Below are 18,104 nucleotides of genomic sequence, written 5' to 3' on the forward strand. Positions count from 1 at the left end.
TATTTTATTATACTATTAAAGTTACTATTTATTATGCTTTCGCGAAAGCGCAATTATAACAACCTAACAAGTAGAATTACTTCAATTTTTGAGAAATATATGGTGCGGTATGACTTTCTTTTACCTGAGCAACTTCTTCTGGAGTACCAAATGCTACAAGATTACCTCCTTGTTTACCACCGTCGGGACCTAGATCAATAACATAATCGGCGCATTTTACTAAATCCATATTATGTTCAATTACGATAACAGAATGTCCTTTGTCAATAAGAGCATTAAAACTGTCCAATAATTTATTGATATCATGAAAATGAAGACCGGTAGTAGGTTCGTCAAAGATGAATAACGTTTTATCTGAAGTGGTTCCTTTAACGAGAAAGCTCGCAAGTTTAATACGTTGTGCCTCACCACCAGATAGGGTAGAACTACTTTGTCCTAGGGTTACATATCCTAAACCTACATCCAACAGCGGTTGTAATTTTTTTGCAACCTTATCTTGTTTGTTAGTTTTGAAAAACGCAACGGCATCACTTATTGTCATATTAAGAATGTCGTGAATGTTTTTACCTTCAAATTCTACTTCTAAAATTTCTTTTTTAAACCGTTTACCATTGCATGTTTCACACTGTAAGGTGACATCGGCCATGAACTGCATTTCAATGGTTACTTCTCCTTCACCTTTACAAGTTTCACAACGACCACCTTCTACATTAAATGAAAAATGTTTGGGTTTGTAATTGCGAATTTTTGAAACCTTTTGAGTTGCAAATAAGTTTCTAATATCATCGTAGGCCTTTATGTAAGTAACAGGATTAGAGCGAGAGCTACGACCTATTGGGTTTTGATCAACAAATTCTACAGTTTTTACATTTTCAAATTTTCCTTCTATACTTGTGAAATGACCTGCCTTTTTACCATAACCACCTAATTTTTTGAGAATAGCTGGATATAATATTTGTTTTACTAAAGTAGATTTACCGCTACCGCTTACACCAGTAACCATGGTAAGAACTCCTAGTGGAAACTTAACATCAATGTTTTTAAGATTGTTTTGCCTGGCACCTTTTATATCTATGTAGTATTTGAAGTTCCTACGTTTGCTAGGTACAGGAATCTCTAGTGATTCATTTAAGTACTGTGCCGTAAGACTGTTTTGATTTAAAATTTCTTTTAGTGTTCCAGTAGCCACCACTTCACCACCGTAGGTTCCTGCCTCTGGACCTATATCGATAATTTCATCGGCTGCTTGCATGATTTCCTCATCATGTTCTACTACGATCACTGTATTTCCTAAGTCTCTTAGATTTTTGAGAACTTTAATTAATCTAGTGGTGTCTTTAGGGTGCAATCCTATACTGGGCTCATCTAGAATGTACATGCTACCAACTAAACTACTACCTAAGCTCGTGGCGAGATTAATGCGCTGGCTTTCTCCACCAGATAAAGAATTTGATTTACGATTCAAGGTAAGATAATCTAGACCTACATCACTCAAAAATTGTAAACGACTATTTATTTCTATAAGGAGTCTTTCGGCAATTTTAGCATCATGTTCCGAAAGTTGTAGTTGATCAAAAAACGGAATTAATTCCTTAATGGGTAACGTGACAAGATCTGTAATAGTTTTATCATCAATTTTAACGTAGTTAGCCTCTTTACGTAATCTCGTACCATGACATTGTGAGCATTTTGTTTTTCCACGATAGCGTGATAACATCACACGATTTTGAATTTTGTACGCTTTGGCTTCTAGCTCGCTAAAGAAGTCATTAATTCCTTCAAAGTACTTATTTCCTTCCCAAACGACATTCTTTTGTTTTTCTGTTAACTCAAACCAAGGACGGTGAATTGGGAAATTGAATTTTGATGCATTTTTAATTAATTGATTTTTATAATAGGACATGCTTTCCCCTTTCCAAGGGAATACTGCTCCTTCATAAACAGATAGTGCTGTATTAGGAATAACAAGATCCTCGTCAATACCTATTACATCACCATAGCCTTCACATTTTGGACAAGCTCCATAAGGATTATTAAAACTGAATAAATGTACATTAGGTTCTAGAAACTCCATGCCATCTAATTCAAAAGCATTACTAAACATGTGCTCTTTATCTTGTTTTACATGTTCTATATAAGCTGTTCCTTTTCCTTCGAAAAAGGCGGTTGAAACTGAATCGGCTAGTCTGTTATAAAAATCTTCATCATCCTTTTTAACAATTCTATCTACAACAATTCTCAAAGAATCCTTTTCTTTATAAGTAAGATCTTCATCGTCTATTCGATAAACGGTATCATTTATTTTTAATCTAGTATATCCTTGTTGCTGTAATACTTCTATTTGCTCTTTGACCGAGCGTTTACCTTTGACAATCAATGGTGTTGTGAGAAGCATTCTACTACCATTTTCTTGCTTTTTTACGTAATCGATTGCATCGCTTACAGTATCTTTTTTTACTTCATTCCCAGAAATAGGAGAGTAGGTGCGTCCTACGCGAGCATAAAGTAATTTTAAATAATCGTAGATTTCTGTGGTTGTCCCTACCGTACTTCTAGGATTTGTTGAATTTACTTTTTGTTCAATAGCTACTGCCGGAGCAATACCCTTGATATATTCGACTTTAGGCTTGTTTAGACGTCCTAAAAATTGTCTTGCGTATGAGGATAAACTTTCAACATACCTACGTTGTCCTTCTGCATATAATGTGTCAAATGCAAGAGAAGATTTACCACTACCTGATAAACCGGTAATAACTACCAGCTTATTACGTGGTATGACTACATTGATATTTTTTAAGTTGTGAAGTTGTGCTCCTTTAATTAAAATATTCTCTTTTGGATTAAGAGTATCTATTTCTTCAAAAAATTCAGTCTTTGACATACTACAAAAATACACCCTACTTAAACTAATATAAATTGTGACGCATCTATTAATTTGTTAAAAGTTGGTCCAAATTTTTGCATTTGTTTTATAAAAGTTTATATATTAGCCGAATACAATTGAACAACTGCCTATAGATACAATTTTACTTTAAATCACATTAACGATACGAGTTATAACAAAATAACTCACTTTAAAGTAGTTGTACTATGAGAATGGAAAATGTTCAGGATGCTGTTTTGGTTAGACAGTATATAGAAGGTAAGGAATACGCGCTAGAGGTTCTAATAAACCGACATAAACAAAAAATCTACAGTTTTATTTTTTCTAAAGTAATGGATAAAGACATTACTGAAGATGTTTTTCAAGATACTTTCATTAAAGTAATACGTACTTTAAAAAAGGGAAAGTATAATGAAGAAGGTAAGTTTTTACCATGGGTAATGCGTATAGCGCACAATTTAGTGATAGACCATTTCCGTAAAAACAAGCGTATGCCAAAATTTCAATCTAGAAATGATTTTGACATATTTGATGTAATCAGTAATGGTGCTGATTCTACAGAAACTGAGATGATACTCTCTCAAGTACATGCCGATGTAAAGCGATTAGTCGAAGAACTACCGGAAGATCAAAAACAAGTTCTTAAAATGCGTATCTACAAGGAAATGTCTTTCAAAGAAATCGCCGAACAAACTGAGGTAAGCATTAATACGGCTCTCGGTAGAATGAGGTATGCTCTTATCAACTTGAGAAAAATAATTGAACAGCACAATATTATACTAACAGATAATTAAGGTTACGTTAAAATGAAAAAAATACGGTGCTGATTATAATATTGTGAAACTATGGACGTTAAAAAAGAGAATAAACAAATTAACGCTCATGGCAAAACTTTACAATGAATCATTACCAGAACAAGTGAAACCTACTGGACCGAGCAAAGAAACGATTAAGTTTTTACTCAATTTTTCAAAATCGTTACACATTACTAAGTATAACAAAATGACATTTGAAGCATCAAAGAATTAAACTTTAAATTTTTGATTTCTAGAAGAAAACCCCATTCATAAAGCTACTATGAATGGGGTTTTTATTGGTTATTAGATATATTATTAACCTAATATTGCTTTAATTTGATCAGCAAGTTCAACTCCTATTCGGTCTTGAGCTTCATTAGTAGCAGCACCAATATGGGGACTTAATGATAGTTTACTATTCATGAGTAATTGCACCTCTGGTTTAGGTTCTTTTTCAAAAACATCTAATGCCGCAAAAGATAAGTGCTCGTTTTCTAAAGCTTCTACAAGAGCTACTTCATCTAAAACACCACCACGAGCAGCATTTACCACAGCCGCTCCTTTTTTCATCATTTGAAATTCTTTAGTTCCTAAAACATATTCCGATTGAGCTGGCACGTGAAGAGTTATAAAGTCCGCATTCTTAATAACATCTTCTTTCTCTAACAACGGAATTTCTACGGTAACAGATTGCCCATCAAAAAGGTCCCAACTTACTTTTGGATTTGTCGTAGCATTATGATCATATCCTACAACATTCATTCCTATTCCTGCTGCAATTTTTGCAACTTCTTGACCTATACGACCTAAACCGATTATTCCAATCGTTTTTCCGCGTAATTCTACACCTTTGGCATATTGTTTTTTAAGCCCTTTGAAATTTTCATCACCTTCTAATGGCATGTTACGATTTGCATCATAAAGAAAACGTACACCACCGTATAAGTGTGCAAAAACAAGTTCGGCAACACTAGCGCTACTTGCAGCTGGTGTATTAATCACCTTAAGTCCTTTATCACGTGCATACTCCACATCGATATTATCCATTCCTACGCCACCACGGCCTATTATTTTAAGGCTGGGACAATTATCGATAATATCTTTACGTACTTTAGTCGCACTACGCACCAATATAACACTTACATCATTATTATTGATGTAGTTAACTAATTGGTCTTGAGCTACATTTGTTGTGATCACCTCATAGCCAGCTTTTTCTAATTCGTTAATTCCGCTTTGTGAGATACCGTCGTTAGCTAATACTTTTTTGCTCATTCTTAATTTATTTGTTCAATTATTGGGACTAATTATGCTTTACGTTCTAATTCTTTCATTACATCTACTAGAGTCTGAGCGCTCTCTAAAGTAAGAGCGTTATACATACTTGCTCTATAACCACCTACAGATCTGTGACCATTCAATCCATTAATCCCTGCTTCTTGCCACATTTTATTGAAGGTGTCTTTATGATCCTCATTCACTAAGTTAAAGGTAAGATTCATCATAGATCTGTCTTCTTTATTTGCTACAAACCCTTCAAAAAGTTCATTGCGATCAATCTCATCATAAACTAATGCTGCTTTTTCATTATTGATTTTTTCAATCCATTCAATTCCTCCGTTATCTTTTAACCATTCCATCGTCAACATACTCACATAGATAGGAAAAACTGGTGGTGTGTTGAACATAGAGTCTTTACTTATATGGACTTGATAATCTAGCATGGAAGGAATGCTGCGTGACACCTTTCCTAATATGTCTTCTTTCACCACAATAAGAGTAGTACCAGCTGGACCCATATTTTTTTGTGCACCGGCATAAATAAGATCGTATTTAGAAAAATCTCGCTTACGTGAAAAAATATCACTACTCATATCACATACCATAGGAACACTTACAGTTGGGTCATCCTTTAACTGAGTTCCAAAAATGGTATTGTTAGTTTGAAAATGAAAGTAATCAACATCACTAGGTACTGTGTATCCTTTCGGTATATAATTGAAATTTTGATCCTTAGAAGAAGCAACTTCAATCACATCACCAAATAATTTTGCTTCCTTAATCGCCTTAGTAGACCATGTACCAGTGTTTAAATAAGCTGCTTTACTTTCAAGTAAGTTATAGGCAACCATTAAAAACTGCATACTTGCGCCACCACCTAAAAAGAGCGCTTTATAACCTTTATCGGTAAGATCTAGGTGTTCTAGTGCTAAATTTTGAGCCTTTTCCATCACCTCAACAAAATCCTTGCTACGGTGAGAAATTTCTAGAATACTTAAATCGTTAAAATTAAGAACAGCTGCAGCTGCTTTTTTGAAAACTTCTTGAGGTAAAATACAAGGTCCTGCGCTAAAATTGTGCTTAAGCATAATGGTGTTTTTGAATATACCACACAAAAATGCAAAACAAAGCGTTTAAACTTGTTATAATTCCAATAAGATTTTAAGATAATGTCAACAAAAACGATATAGTGTCTACACCATCAGCGTAATCATTTAAAGTAGGACACTGGGTTTGACCAAAATTAACGAATTGTGGTGCCGCTAGATCTTTAAAATTAGGAGCTAGTTTTTCACGATCTACATCATTAATAACCACACATTGCAAACTTTCTGCTTTCTGACTAATTTCTTCGGCAACCTGTTTAAGATTATCGTAATAGCTGTACCCTAAAGAAGCAATTGGAGATGAGAAACTTTTATTCTCTTCCTTAATTAATAGAAATTCATTATCAAGTAAATCAAATTCACTCATTAAGTAAACAGCCTTGTTGTAATCGTAATTATTCGTGTACTTTTCAAACTTGATTAAATTGCGCTGTTTATACATGCCATTAAAAAACAAATCAAAGTTGTAATCTCTAGGAACTTTAAGATGGCTTACGCTACGACAACCTAGGCCGAAGTATCTAAAGACATCTTCACTCAGGGCTTCCATATCCTCTAAAGTTTCTTTTCCTGTTATTACCGCTATGCTATTACGGTTTTTTCTTATGATGTGCGGTTTCCCTTTAAAATAATATTCAAAATACCTAGATGTATTATTGCTTCCTGTCGCAATAACGGCATCGTATTCTGGTAATTGTCCTTTTACAAAACTATACGAGCTAACTAAGTCTTCCTTATATGTAGATGCCATATCCAATATTAAAGGTATAAGCACATCATCATTGCTGCTATTTTTAATGATAGCATGATGACCACTTATTATTACAGATAAAACATCGTGAAATCCAACAAGTGGAATATTACCGGCTGTTATAATGGCTACTCTTTTACCGTTAACCTTTTTTAAATCGTATCCATTGGTCCATTGTTCAAGATTTTCAGGTAATAGAGCTTGTGACCATTGGGTAATAGCATGAATTAAGTTTTCTCTTGTGAACCAGCTGTTTTTTCTTTCAGCCTGCTGCAAACTTTCTTCTATGCGTTGATTCCAAGAATTTGAAGATTCATGGTTTGAATCGGGTTGTAAAAAAGAGGATAGTAGTTGTCCCGCTTTCGCGAAAGCGGAAATTCTATCATTTAACGTGGTATTAATTGCCAGTGATTTCAATGGGCATTATTTTTGTGCAAAAGTAAAGAAAAGCTATGGCAATCATAATTACTGACGAATGTATTAATTGCGGCGCTTGTGAACCAGAATGTCCAAATACAGCTATTTACGAGGCTGCAGATGACTGGCGCTATGCTGATGGTACCGACCTAGATGGGCAAATTGTTTTACCTAACGGTAAAGAAGTAGATGCAAATGAAACTCAAGAGCCTGTGAGCGATGAGTTCTATTATATTGTTCCTGATAAGTGTACAGAGTGTGTAGGTTTTCATGAAGAACCTCAATGTGCCGCAGTTTGTCCGGTGGATTGTTGTGTTCCAGATGAGGACATTGTAGAAACTGAAGAGGAATTAAAAGCTAAACAAGCTTTTATGCACAAGGAATAACCTGATTATTAGACAAGTTAAAAGCCGATACTTTTTAAAGTATCGGCTTTTTTATTTATTATGAGTCTCACTTATTATTGCCCTAAAAAATTTAGAAGAAGCTTATTAAGTTCTTCTTTATGGGTTACATACAAACCATGTGGCGCGTTTTCTATAATTTCTAATTTTGAGTCCTTAACTAAAGAATGTCCTTGTTTTGAACTAGGCTCGATAGGAACGATTTCATCTGCGCCTCCGTGAATGAATAGGGTAGGAACATCAACTTTTTTGAGTGCCTCACGTAAATCAGTGCGTCCAAAAGCACCTATACAATCTAGCGTTCCCTTAGGACTTGCTTGAGCTGCTATTTGGAAATTATAATTAAGTTGACCTTCAGAAACGCGATCCTTGTTGTCCTCATAGTTCACAAATCCTTTACCAAATTCTTTTAAGAAACCTAATCGATCTTGTTTCACATTTTGCTCCATACCTTTAAAAACATCATCTGGAGCTCCAGTTGGATTATCATCTGTTTGAAGTAGGAATGGTGCTATACTTGCAATAAAAATTAGTTTATTGATTTTATCGGTTCCATAATCGGCAACGTATTGTGCTAGCTCGCCACCACCCATTGAAAAACCAACTAGAGTAACTTTTTCAAGTTCAAGTTGATCAATTAGATCATGTAAATCACTAGCCATAGTTTTGTAATCGTAACCTTTATAAGGTCTAGAACTGCGGCCAAAACCACGGCGATCATAAGTTATCACTCTATAGCCGGCTTCTATTAAATCAGGAACTTGGTATTCCCACATTGCACCGCTCAATGGCCAGCCGTGTATAAGTATAATTGGATCTCCATCTCCTTGATCTTCAAAATAAATACTAGCATCTAGATCTTTTTGATCGGTAAGTTTTTCTAAGTAAGGCATAAAATTTTTGATTTCAAGTTAAAAAGACTAAGGTAAACTGTATTTTATAGAATTGTTAATTTGTTAGATAATCGGGTAAATAAGATAATCCCTTTAATTCCTTTTTGGATTTTATCTCTTTAAGGTGTCGATTATTCAGGTAAAATAGACGATCAGAAACTTTGAGGACATCTTCATATCGATGATCAGAAAGTATAAAACCTTTATGTGCTTTCATTTCATTGATGGAAAGGCATATTTCATCAATAACCAAGGGACTAAGTCCATTAAAAGGCTCGTCTAGAATGGTAAACGCTTTAGGTTGGTATATAGTTATCAAAACCTCAATAAGTCTTAATTGTCCACCAGAGAGATCTTTTGGTTTGTTATTTAAAAAAGGTTGAATCAACTTATGATTAAACAACCTATTACAATTAACCAATTTTAAAATGGTTTTTACTCTTATTTGATTGGGTAAAAAATGATGTTGCGGCAAGTAATTAATGAATTTAGAGATAGTAGAGCTACTATTTATGGGGCGATCATTTATGCAAACAAATGAATGAACTGATTTTTCTAATCCAGTAATAATTTTAAATAATGTTGATTTACCTGAGCCATTACGTCCAATTACCGCGACAACTTGGCCAGTTTTACAACCTAAATAGATGTCGGATAATAATTTTTGATTACCAAAAGATTTTTCAACACTATCTACCTGTAGTATATTATCCATACCAGTACATTCAACAAAACAATAACTAAATAAAATAGGATTGTAGATAACCACAATCTTTTACGCGACCATCCTAGATTAAAATAAAAAGCATATTCTTCTGGTTTTCTATATTCATATTGAACATAGTGAGTAGAAACTCCTACCAAGGTCGCGATTTGACCAAAACTATTCCAACTACCTACTAATAAAGTAATACATACAGATAAGAATAAGCTTAACGGTATCAATTTATAATGAAAGAGTAGTAAAGGTTTAAGATTCATTAGTTTAATTGGAAACTAAAAGTTTTTTCGCAGTTTTAAAACTGCACTTTTGATATTTTTTATAAGATTCAGCAGCTCGATTTGTTATTTCATCGTTTGATTCTGAATTTAAATAACCTTTAATGGCAGAGTCTAGAATATATGATTCTGGCGCCATTAACCCAGTCGTCCAAATCAAATTATTAACCTTGCAATCTTTAAGAGCTGGTTCAAAATAATTTTTACTATAGCATGCAAGAATAATAATGTCACGATTTTTTCCATCTAAAGTCTCATAATTTTTATCCAAATTAAAATCCATTAATCCATTATGACCTTGATACGTTATCAATTCTGAATTTCCTGCTATTCCTATAGTTTCATTATTGATAACAACAGTATCTTTTATTTTTCCAGAGGCACTTCCTAGTAAGAATTCAGTAGCTTTTTTAATATGTCTACCGTTATAGGCATCGGCGATTAAATAACAATTTTTGGTCTTATGTTTAAAAATTAGTCTTTCTAATATAACGGAATCTATAAATTCGCTTCGTAGTAAATTCCACTCAAGGCTTTTCTTAAACGTGGTTTTTAATCCATAAGAAGCACCCCAATAGAGATTAGACTTTGTTTCTTGACCGTTACCTAAAAAAGAAGGAACAGGAGCAATACCTTGATATTTATTGTCACATAAGGCTACAACCGAATGTATAACCTTTGATTCGGAATCAAATTTAATTTCCCTTACAGTTTCAACATAAGCGGAAGTTGGTTGTTCAAGTTCTTTCTTTTTTGGATTTTCTTCCTTATTGTAATCTTTGTTTTTGCATGATAACATAAAGCTTAAGAGAATTATACAGAAATAGGTACATCTATTTAGTATCATATATTATCCTCTTAAAATCTTTTCCATTTTACGCCCTTTAGCCAGCTCGTCTACTAATTTGTCTAAATATCTGGTTTGTTTTGTAAGTGGAGTTTGAATTTCCTCAATACGATATCCACAAATAACACCTTTAATCAACTCAGCATTAGGGTTGATGGTGGCTTTTTCAAAAAAATCTTTAAACGTAACTTTTTCTGCAATTTTATTTTCTATATCCTTTTCGCTATAGCCAGTAAGCCATTGAATTACTTCGTGCAATTCTTCTTTAGTCCTGCCTTTCTTTTCAACTTTAGTTACATAATGTGGATAAACAGAAGCAAAAATTAATTTGGCAATGCGTTCATCGTGTTCTGGTGTGGTAGACATAATCTCAAATTTATAACTAATCAAATTTAAACTTTATTACGCAAAAAAGCTTGATGCTTCAAATCAGTATGCCATGATTATCAAACACTTTGCTATGTTGCATATTCTTTATCTTTAACAATTCAATATCAAAAACTAGCTTTGAAAAAACTTATAACCTTATTTGGCGTTGCTTTATTGTTTGTTTGTTGTAAAGAAGACGCCACTTCAACTTCTGCTGCTTATCAATCTAAAGAGCTTACCTCATTTGTCAATCCGTTTATAGGAACTGGTGGTCATGGACATACTTATCCTGGTGCAACAATGCCGTTTGGGATGATGCAATTATCACCAGATACTCGTTTAGATGGATGGGATGGTTGTAGTGGATATCACTACAGCGACAATAAAATCTATGGTTTTTCTCATACTCATTTAAGCGGTACAGGCGTGAGCGACTATGGTGATATTTTATTGATGCCTACGCGTGAGCCTATACTCAATAATGGAGCTGATGGTGAAAAAGGATACCGTTCTTCATTTTCTCACGACAATGAAAAAGCGAGTCCTGGTTATTATGAAGTACACCTGGACGACACAAATATTGATGTGCGATTAACTGTGACGGAACGTGCTGGAATACATGAATATCGCTTTCGCGAAAGCGAATCCAATCAACAACCCGATAACCATTATGTCATTCTAGACCTTTTACATCGTGATAAGCTATTAGAACACGACATACAATTTCTTTCAAACACAGAAATACAAGGAAAACGATTTTCTAGTGCATGGGCGACAAAACAAATGCTGTTTTTTTATATGAAAACGTCGCATCCTATTAAGAATTGGAATACTGATTATGAAGTAACGCCTAAGGTGATGGCTCTTGAATTCGACAATCCAAACAACGAACCCATCACTATCAAAATAGGAATTAGCCCAGTAGATGAAGCTGGCGCTAGACGTAATCTTGAAACCGAGATAGGCGATAAAAGCTTTGACGAAATAAGGCAATTGGCCAATGAAACATGGGAAAAAGAACTCTCAAAAATTGTGGTTGAAGATGACAATGAAAATAATCTAACCAATTTCTACACCTCATTGTATCATACAATGATTGCTCCTAATTTGTACCAAGATGTTGATGGTCGCTATCGCGGGATGGATTTAGAAATTCATCAATCTAATGAATTCAATTATTACACTGTTTTCTCCATGTGGGATACCTATCGCGCTGCTCATCCATTGTACACTATCATCGATGAAAAACGTACTAACGATTTTGTAAATACCATGCTAGCAAAATATGACGAAGGCAGCATTCTTCCTATCTGGGATTTAAGCGGTAATTACACGGGTTGTATGATAGGATATCACGGTGTTCCTATCATAGCAGATGCTTACATGAAAGGGATTAAAGACTATGATGTGAATAAGGCCTATGAAGCCATGAGACATAGCGCTATGCAAGACAAGCTAGGCCTAAAACACTATAAATCTTTAGGCTATATACCAGTAGAACAAGAAAGTGAGAGTGTTTCTAAAACACTGGAATATGCCTACGATGACTGGACACTAGCACAGGTTGCAAAAGACTTAGGGAAAACTAAGGACTATAAGTTATTTACACAACGCGCGCAGAATTACAAAAACCTATACAATCCAGCTACGGGATTTTTCCAAGGTCGCCAGCGTAATACATGGTTCTCACCCTTTAAACCAGAAGAGGTAAATTTCAATTATACCGAAGCTAACGCATGGCAATACAGCTTGTACGCACCACAAGACATTTCGGGTCACATCGAATTAATGGGTGGCGAAGAAGCCTATGAAGAGCATCTGGATCAAATGTTCAGCGCACCTATGGAAACAAGTGGTAGACATCAGGCTGATATTACTGGGCTTATAGGTCAATATGCACATGGAAACGAACCATCTCATCACATGGCATATTTGTACAATTTTGTAGGTAAACCACATAAAACGCAAGAAAAGGTTCACGAAATTTTGACAACGCTTTATACAAACGAACCAGACGGTATTTCTGGAAATGAGGATTGTGGTCAAATGAGCGCGTGGTACGTATTGAGCAGCCTGGGCTTTTATCCAGTGACACCTGGAAGTAATGACTATATCATCGGGACACCTTTGTTTGATAAGGCTACCATTCATCTAGAAAATGGGAATAAATTGACGATTATTAAAAAGGGTAGTGGTAAGTATATAGCCAGTGTTGATTATGCTTTCGCGAAAGCGGAATTACAACCACACACTCAATCATTCATCACCCATGAACAAATAAACAGCGGTGGAACCCTAGTATTTACCATGAGTGAAGAACCTACAGATTGGGCAGTAGAAAAATCTAACAGACCAAAATCTGCAATTGACGAGTATCCCATAGTTACAGCACCCTTTTTAGAAAAGGGCTCCATCGCTTTTACCGATAGCACCGTGGTTCAATTAAACACTTTACAGTCCAATGCACAAATGTTTTATATGCTGGGCGATAGTAGTTGGAAAGAATATTCTAAACCCATCACCATTTATAATGCTGGAGACCTAACGGTTATTTCTAAAAAAGATGGTGCTAGCAGCCCAGCGGTAACTACCACTTTTTATAAATACAATAAGGATATTAAAATCACACTTAATCACAGCTATGCCAATGAATACAGTGCTGGTGGAAATGATGCCTTGATTAATGGCATGCAAGGAACAGAGGATTTTCGCTCTGGAGCATGGCAAGGAACTCAAGGTGAAAATTTGGATGTTACCATTGATTTGGGTGAATCAAGATCTATAAATAGTATTTCCCCAGGATTTTTAAAGGATCAACGCAGCTGGATTTTTTACCCAAAGGATGTGACTTTTGAATTCTATGATGAGAATAACAACTTACTAAAAAAGATTTTTAAAATGTTACCTGAAACAGGTAAAAAAGAAGAGTCTGCCGTTTTTAGACCTAGATATGAAACTCTTGGTTTAAATAAAGTGAGGTATATAAGAATGAAAGCTACTACGTATGGTAAATTACCAGAATGGCATTTAGGATATCCGTACGATGGTGAGGCTTGGATTTTCACCGATGAAATAGTTATCAATTAAATAAAAGAAAGTTAATCACAATCAACCATTACTTTTATGCAACGAAGAAAATTTATAAAGCAAAGCGTCCAAGGTGGTATCGCTTTATCTCTAGGAGCAACTGTTCTTAGTTGTGTAGAACCCAAAAAAACAGCTACAATGAAAAACACAACAAAACCTGTATCAATATGTACTTGGGGATTTACCAAAGCCAATGAAACAGCTGGACTAGCTTTAGAGAATGATTACAATGCACTCGATGCGGCTATAAAAGGTGTAGCAGTCGAAGAAGAGAACGTAAAAAATACAACAGTTGGTAAAGGTGGTGCACCAGACCGTGAAGGAAATGTCACACTAGACGCTTGCGTAATGAACAGCAATGGAGATGCAGGTGCAGTAGTTTGTGTGGAAAATATAACTAATGTTGCTGCACTAGCCAAAGTAGTTATGGAGGACACTCCACATGTAATGCTAGCAGCAAAAGGTGCCGAAGAATTAGCTTATGAAAAAGGGTTTGTCTCAGAAAATTTGCTTACGGAAAATTCAGAAAGAGCCTATAGAGAATGGCTGAAAACAAGTGAATACAAGCCTATCATTAACATTGAAAATCACGATACCATAGGAATGTTATGTATGGATACTAACGGTGATATTGCAGGTGCTTGTACAACATCGGGATTATCTTATAAAATGAGAGGTAGAGTAGGAGATTCTCCTATAATAGGATCAGGGTTGTTTATTGACAATGAAATAGGTGGAGCAGCGGCTACAGGTATGGGCGAAGAAATCATGAAAACCGTAGGAAGTTTTCTTATCGTTGAATTAATGCGTCAAGGAAAATCACCTCAAGAAGCTTGTGAAGAAGCTGTACAAAGAGTAGTTTCTAAAAATTCCGGTTACAAAGAGTTTCAAGTTGCTTACATAGCCATGAATAAGAAAGGTGAAACAGGTAGTTACTGTATTCATCCAGGATTTGCTATGATGGAGTATAAAGATCAAAAGAATACAAGAATAGAGTCTGACTCGTATATCAAAAAGTCATAATATGGCACAAGATAAAAAATACACTAGTGCCTTTGCCATTGTAACTACTCTGTTTTTTCTATGGGGTTTTATTACAGTTCTAGTAGATAGTTTGGTACCTAGATTAAAGGATGTTTTTGAGCTTAGTTATTTCCAAGCTGGATTAGTTCAATTTGCCTTTTTTATAGCTTACTTCATTTTTTCTATTCCAGCTGGTTTTATGTTGGATAGGGTAGGATATAAAAAAGGAGTTATAATTGGCTTATCAACCATGGCTTTGGCTTGTTTGCTCTTTTATCCAGCAAGCGAATACAGACTTTTCGGCATATTCTTACTGGCCTATTTTATGCTGGCAGCAGGAATAACTTTTCTACAGGTAGCAGCAAATCCCTATGTAGCTGTTTTAGGTCCTGAGAAAGGTGCAAGTAGTAGACTTAATCTAGCACAAGCCTTTAATTCATTAGGTACTGCCATAGCACCTATTGCAGGTGCTGCATTCTTATTAAGTGACACTATATTAAGCTCTAAAGAAATAGACGCTTTATCAAATGTAGCCAAAGAAGAATATTATCTGAGAGAAGCAACAGCCGTTCAAGGTCCATTTTTACTTGTAGCAGGCTTCATTTTTTTATTAGTAATAGGATTTATTTTTATAAAGCTACCAGCAGTAAATGAGGAGAAAGAAGGAACCTATTCACAATTATTATCTAAACCTATTATATGGCTAGGAGCAGTCGGAATTTTTGTGTATGTAGGTGCTGAGGTTGCTTTGGGTAGTTATATGTTTAATTATTTTATAGAAAACGATTTACCTGTACATATTCAAAATAGCACATTTATGAAAACCATAGCTAGTACCATTTTAGGCAAAAATGATCTGGCACTTGTGGATGCAAAGGCTGTTGTAGGTGCCTTTGTTTTCTTTTATTGGACAGGTGCTATGATAGGGCGATTTATAGGTTCTTTTCTTACGCGTATCTGGCGACCTCATTATGTTTTAATAGGATTTGCAATTTCGGCAGTAATTATGATTTTACTTTCGATTGTTACCGATGGTTTGTGGTCTATGTGGACGATCTTATTAGTAGGTCTGTTTAATTCTATAATGTTTCCGACTATCTTTTCATTATCTCTTGAAGGATTAGGTGACTTAAAAGCCAAAGCATCAGGAATATTATGTACAGCTATTGCCGGTGGAGCTATAATACCGATTTGTTTTGGAGCTCTTATTGATTTTTCAGGATTTAATCTGGCCTTGTTATTACCAATTTGTTGTTACTTATATATAGTTGTTTTTGGTTTTATTCGTAAAACGACGTGACAGGTACAATCCAATTTTAGCCTAGATAAATAAAAAGCCGCTAGTAATAAAACTAGCGGCTTTTTAATATGGATAAGGTCATCTATCTGTGACCAACCATTTCTTCTGGTTTAACCCATTCATTAAACTCCTCTTCGGTCAAATAACCTAGGGATAAGGCAGCAGCTTTAAGTGTAGTGCCTTCTTCGTGTGCCTTGTTTGCTATTTCTGCAGCTTTATAATATCCTATTTTGGTATTAAGAGCTGTTACAAGCATTAACGAATTGTCTAATAGATTTTTGATTCTATCATAATTAGGTTCAATACCGCTAGCACAATTTTCATCAAAACTTCTACAGGCATCACCGATTAAAGTTGCACTTTGTAACACAGCAGCAGCCATAACAGGTTTAAAAACATTAAGTTCGTAATGACCTTGAGTTCCACCTACGGTAACCGTTACATCATTACCCATTACTTGTGCACAAACCATTGTTAAGGCCTCACATTGAGTAGGGTTTACTTTTCCTGGCATTATTGAACTTCCTGGTTCATTTGCAGGTATAATAATTTCACCTATTCCACTACGAGGACCAGATGCCATTAATCTTATGTCGTTTGCAATTTTATTCAATGAAACGGCAATTTGTTTTAAAGCACCATGTGTTTCAACAAGAGCATCGTGTGCTGCTAGAGCTTCAAATTTATTTTTTGCAGTTATGAACGGCAGTCCAGTAAACTCTGCAATGTACTCTGCCACCTTAACATCGTAACCTTTAGGAGTGTTTAAGCCAGTACCTACAGCAGTTCCTCCTAAGGCAAGTTCACTTAAATGTTTTAAGGTGTTTTCAAGGGCGATTATTCCGTGATCAAGTTGACTTACGTAACCAGAAAATTCTTGACCTAATGTAAGAGGTGTAGCATCCATTAAATGGGTACGACCTATTTTTACTACATTATCAAATTCGATTGACTTATTATGCAGGGTATTGCGCAATTGTTTAATTCCTGGAATGGTATTTTCAACTACCTTTTTGTAGCAAGCTATATGCATGCCAGTAGGGAATGTGTCGTTTGATGATTGAGATTTATTTACATCATCATTTGGTTGTAAAGTTTTTTCTCCTTCACCTATTGTTTTTCCAGCGAGTTGGTGAGCTCTATTTGCAACCACCTCGTTAACATTCATATTTGACTGAGTACCTGATCCAGTTTGCCAGATAACTAGTGGAAATTGATCATCATGTTTACCTTCTAGAATTTCATCACATACTTGACCTATTAAATCCCTTTTATCTTCGGCTAGGACACCTAGATCGCAGTTTGCATAAGCGGCAGCTTTTTTCAAGTAAGCAAATCCATATACAATTTCTAACGGCATGCTTCCTGCAGGACCTATTTTAAAATTCATTCTAGAGCGTTGGGTTTGTGCGCCCCATAATTTATCAGCTGGTACCTCAACAGGTCCCATAGTATCTTTTTCTATTCTGTATTCCATTGGGTTGAATTTTGCACAAATATAAAACTTGATTAGAGTTCTATTTATAAGGTAAGGTTAATGATTTCAGTAAAGTATAGGTTGGTAGTATTTACGCTTTCGCGAAAGCGGAATCAACACCAGGTTTATCAACAATAAAATGTTTATAAATCTTAAGTGTAGTTTTCTATTTTAAGACAAAGCCCTTATCTTTGCAGCAATAAACTAAAGAACATGTTTGAATTTGATCAATTTTTAGGTTTCGGTGCATTTTTCATCATACTTTCAATAGGATTCTGGTTGATGATTCTACTTACAGTAGTAATTATTCCTTACTGGATTTTTGGAAGTACAATGGAACGTATGAAGATGAAAAGAGAGGCTAAGAAGAAAAACTTAGAATCTTAATTTTGATTTATATACATATAAGGCACCGCTTCTTTATTGAGAAGCGGTTTTTTTATGCTTTTTAATTAGATTAAACCTAGTA

General features: G+C 35.0%; 17 protein-coding genes. 7 read left to right on the forward strand and 10 right to left on the reverse strand.

Annotation, left to right across the window (positions count from 1 at the left end; genetic code table 11):
• Positions 1 to 76: 76 nt before the first annotated feature.
• The gene (uvrA, locus tag BST91_RS04440; RefSeq protein WP_085774610.1) at positions 77 to 2,881 is read right to left on the reverse strand and encodes an excinuclease ABC subunit UvrA; all 2,805 of its coding nucleotides are present in this window, start codon (positions 2,879 to 2,881) and stop codon (positions 77 to 79) included.
• A 209-nt stretch (positions 2,882 to 3,090) separates the two neighbouring features.
• On the opposite strand from uvrA, the gene BST91_RS04445 reads away from it, so the two are divergent.
• Together BST91_RS04445 and BST91_RS13140 are read left to right on the forward strand one after the other, a co-directional pair.
• Positions 3,091 to 3,678 carry an RNA polymerase sigma factor gene (locus tag BST91_RS04445; protein WP_042278668.1) on the forward strand — a complete coding sequence of 196 codons (588 nt, stop codon included), beginning with the start codon at positions 3,091 to 3,093 and terminating at the stop codon, positions 3,676 to 3,678.
• An 88-nt stretch (positions 3,679 to 3,766) separates the two neighbouring features.
• Positions 3,767 to 3,913, forward strand: a complete 147-nt coding sequence (locus BST91_RS13140; RefSeq protein WP_167341906.1) for a hypothetical protein — start codon at positions 3,767 to 3,769, stop codon at positions 3,911 to 3,913.
• Positions 3,914 to 3,996: 83 nt separating this feature from the next.
• On the opposite strand, the gene BST91_RS04450 is transcribed toward BST91_RS13140, so the two are convergent.
• From BST91_RS04450 to BST91_RS04460, 3 genes are all read right to left on the reverse strand, one after another.
• Complete coding sequence (locus BST91_RS04450; protein ID WP_042278669.1) at positions 3,997 to 4,956, reverse strand: D-2-hydroxyacid dehydrogenase; 960 nt, start codon at positions 4,954 to 4,956, stop codon at positions 3,997 to 3,999.
• A 32-nt stretch (positions 4,957 to 4,988) separates the two neighbouring features.
• Positions 4,989 to 6,050 (reverse strand): 3-phosphoserine/phosphohydroxythreonine transaminase, encoded by a 1,062-nt coding sequence (gene serC, locus BST91_RS04455; RefSeq protein WP_042278670.1) that lies wholly within the window; start codon positions 6,048 to 6,050, stop codon positions 4,989 to 4,991.
• A gap of 73 nt (positions 6,051 to 6,123) precedes the next feature.
• Positions 6,124 to 7,236, reverse strand: a complete 1,113-nt coding sequence (locus tag BST91_RS04460) for an acyl-CoA reductase (protein ID WP_085774611.1) — start codon at positions 7,234 to 7,236, stop codon at positions 6,124 to 6,126.
• A gap of 35 nt (positions 7,237 to 7,271) precedes the next feature.
• Between BST91_RS04460 and BST91_RS04465 the strand changes: the two genes are divergently transcribed.
• Positions 7,272 to 7,622, forward strand: coding sequence for a 4Fe-4S dicluster domain-containing protein (locus BST91_RS04465; protein ID WP_042278672.1), 351 nt, complete (start codon positions 7,272 to 7,274; stop codon positions 7,620 to 7,622).
• A gap of 74 nt (positions 7,623 to 7,696) precedes the next feature.
• Here the strand turns inward: BST91_RS04465 and BST91_RS04470 are convergent, their stop codons facing one another.
• Genes BST91_RS04470 through BST91_RS04490 form a run of 5 tightly spaced genes read right to left on the reverse strand, consistent with a single transcriptional unit; the run spans position 7,697 to position 10,745 of the window.
• A complete protein-coding gene (locus BST91_RS04470) occupies positions 7,697 to 8,533 on the reverse strand; it encodes an alpha/beta fold hydrolase (protein WP_085774612.1) in 837 nt (278 codons plus the stop codon).
• 55 nt (positions 8,534 to 8,588) lie between these two features.
• Positions 8,589 to 9,248: an ATP-binding cassette domain-containing protein gene (locus BST91_RS04475; protein ID WP_085774613.1), complete on the reverse strand. Its 660-nt coding sequence runs from the start codon at positions 9,246 to 9,248 to the stop codon at positions 8,589 to 8,591.
• Positions 9,227 to 9,514 carry a hypothetical protein gene (locus BST91_RS04480; RefSeq protein ID WP_085774614.1) on the reverse strand — a complete coding sequence of 96 codons (288 nt, stop codon included), beginning with the start codon at positions 9,512 to 9,514 and terminating at the stop codon, positions 9,227 to 9,229. The genes BST91_RS04475 and BST91_RS04480 overlap by 22 nt, the downstream gene beginning before the upstream one ends.
• Before the next feature lie 4 nt (positions 9,515 to 9,518).
• Positions 9,519 to 10,331: a hypothetical protein gene (locus BST91_RS04485; RefSeq protein WP_244895689.1), complete on the reverse strand. Its 813-nt coding sequence runs from the start codon at positions 10,329 to 10,331 to the stop codon at positions 9,519 to 9,521.
• 51 nt (positions 10,332 to 10,382) lie between these two features.
• Positions 10,383 to 10,745, reverse strand: coding sequence for a DUF2200 domain-containing protein (locus tag BST91_RS04490; RefSeq protein ID WP_085774615.1), 363 nt, complete (start codon positions 10,743 to 10,745; stop codon positions 10,383 to 10,385).
• A 141-nt stretch (positions 10,746 to 10,886) separates the two neighbouring features.
• Between BST91_RS04490 and BST91_RS04495 the strand changes: the two genes are divergently transcribed.
• From BST91_RS04495 to BST91_RS04505, 3 genes are read left to right on the forward strand one after another with little or no spacing between them, the layout of a single operon-like run.
• A complete protein-coding gene (locus tag BST91_RS04495) occupies positions 10,887 to 13,835 on the forward strand; it encodes a GH92 family glycosyl hydrolase (protein ID WP_085774616.1) in 2,949 nt (982 codons plus the stop codon).
• A 36-nt stretch (positions 13,836 to 13,871) separates the two neighbouring features.
• Positions 13,872 to 14,858, forward strand: a complete 987-nt coding sequence (locus BST91_RS04500) for an isoaspartyl peptidase/L-asparaginase family protein (RefSeq protein ID WP_085774617.1) — start codon at positions 13,872 to 13,874, stop codon at positions 14,856 to 14,858.
• Position 14,859: 1 nt separating this feature from the next.
• A complete protein-coding gene (locus BST91_RS04505) occupies positions 14,860 to 16,158 on the forward strand; it encodes a sugar MFS transporter (RefSeq protein WP_085774618.1) in 1,299 nt (432 codons plus the stop codon).
• 82 nt (positions 16,159 to 16,240) lie between these two features.
• Here the strand turns inward: BST91_RS04505 and fumC are convergent, their stop codons facing one another.
• Complete coding sequence (gene fumC, locus BST91_RS04510) at positions 16,241 to 17,635, reverse strand: class II fumarate hydratase (RefSeq protein WP_060522581.1); 1,395 nt, start codon at positions 17,633 to 17,635, stop codon at positions 16,241 to 16,243.
• 213 nt (positions 17,636 to 17,848) lie between these two features.
• On the opposite strand from fumC, the gene BST91_RS13145 reads away from it, so the two are divergent.
• Positions 17,849 to 18,022 carry a hypothetical protein gene (locus BST91_RS13145; RefSeq protein ID WP_167341914.1) on the forward strand — a complete coding sequence of 58 codons (174 nt, stop codon included), beginning with the start codon at positions 17,849 to 17,851 and terminating at the stop codon, positions 18,020 to 18,022.
• Positions 18,023 to 18,104 lie beyond the last annotated feature (82 nt).

This window comes from Nonlabens tegetincola, assembly GCF_002117085.1.
GTDB classification, from domain to species: domain Bacteria; phylum Bacteroidota; class Bacteroidia; order Flavobacteriales; family Flavobacteriaceae; genus Nonlabens; species Nonlabens tegetincola.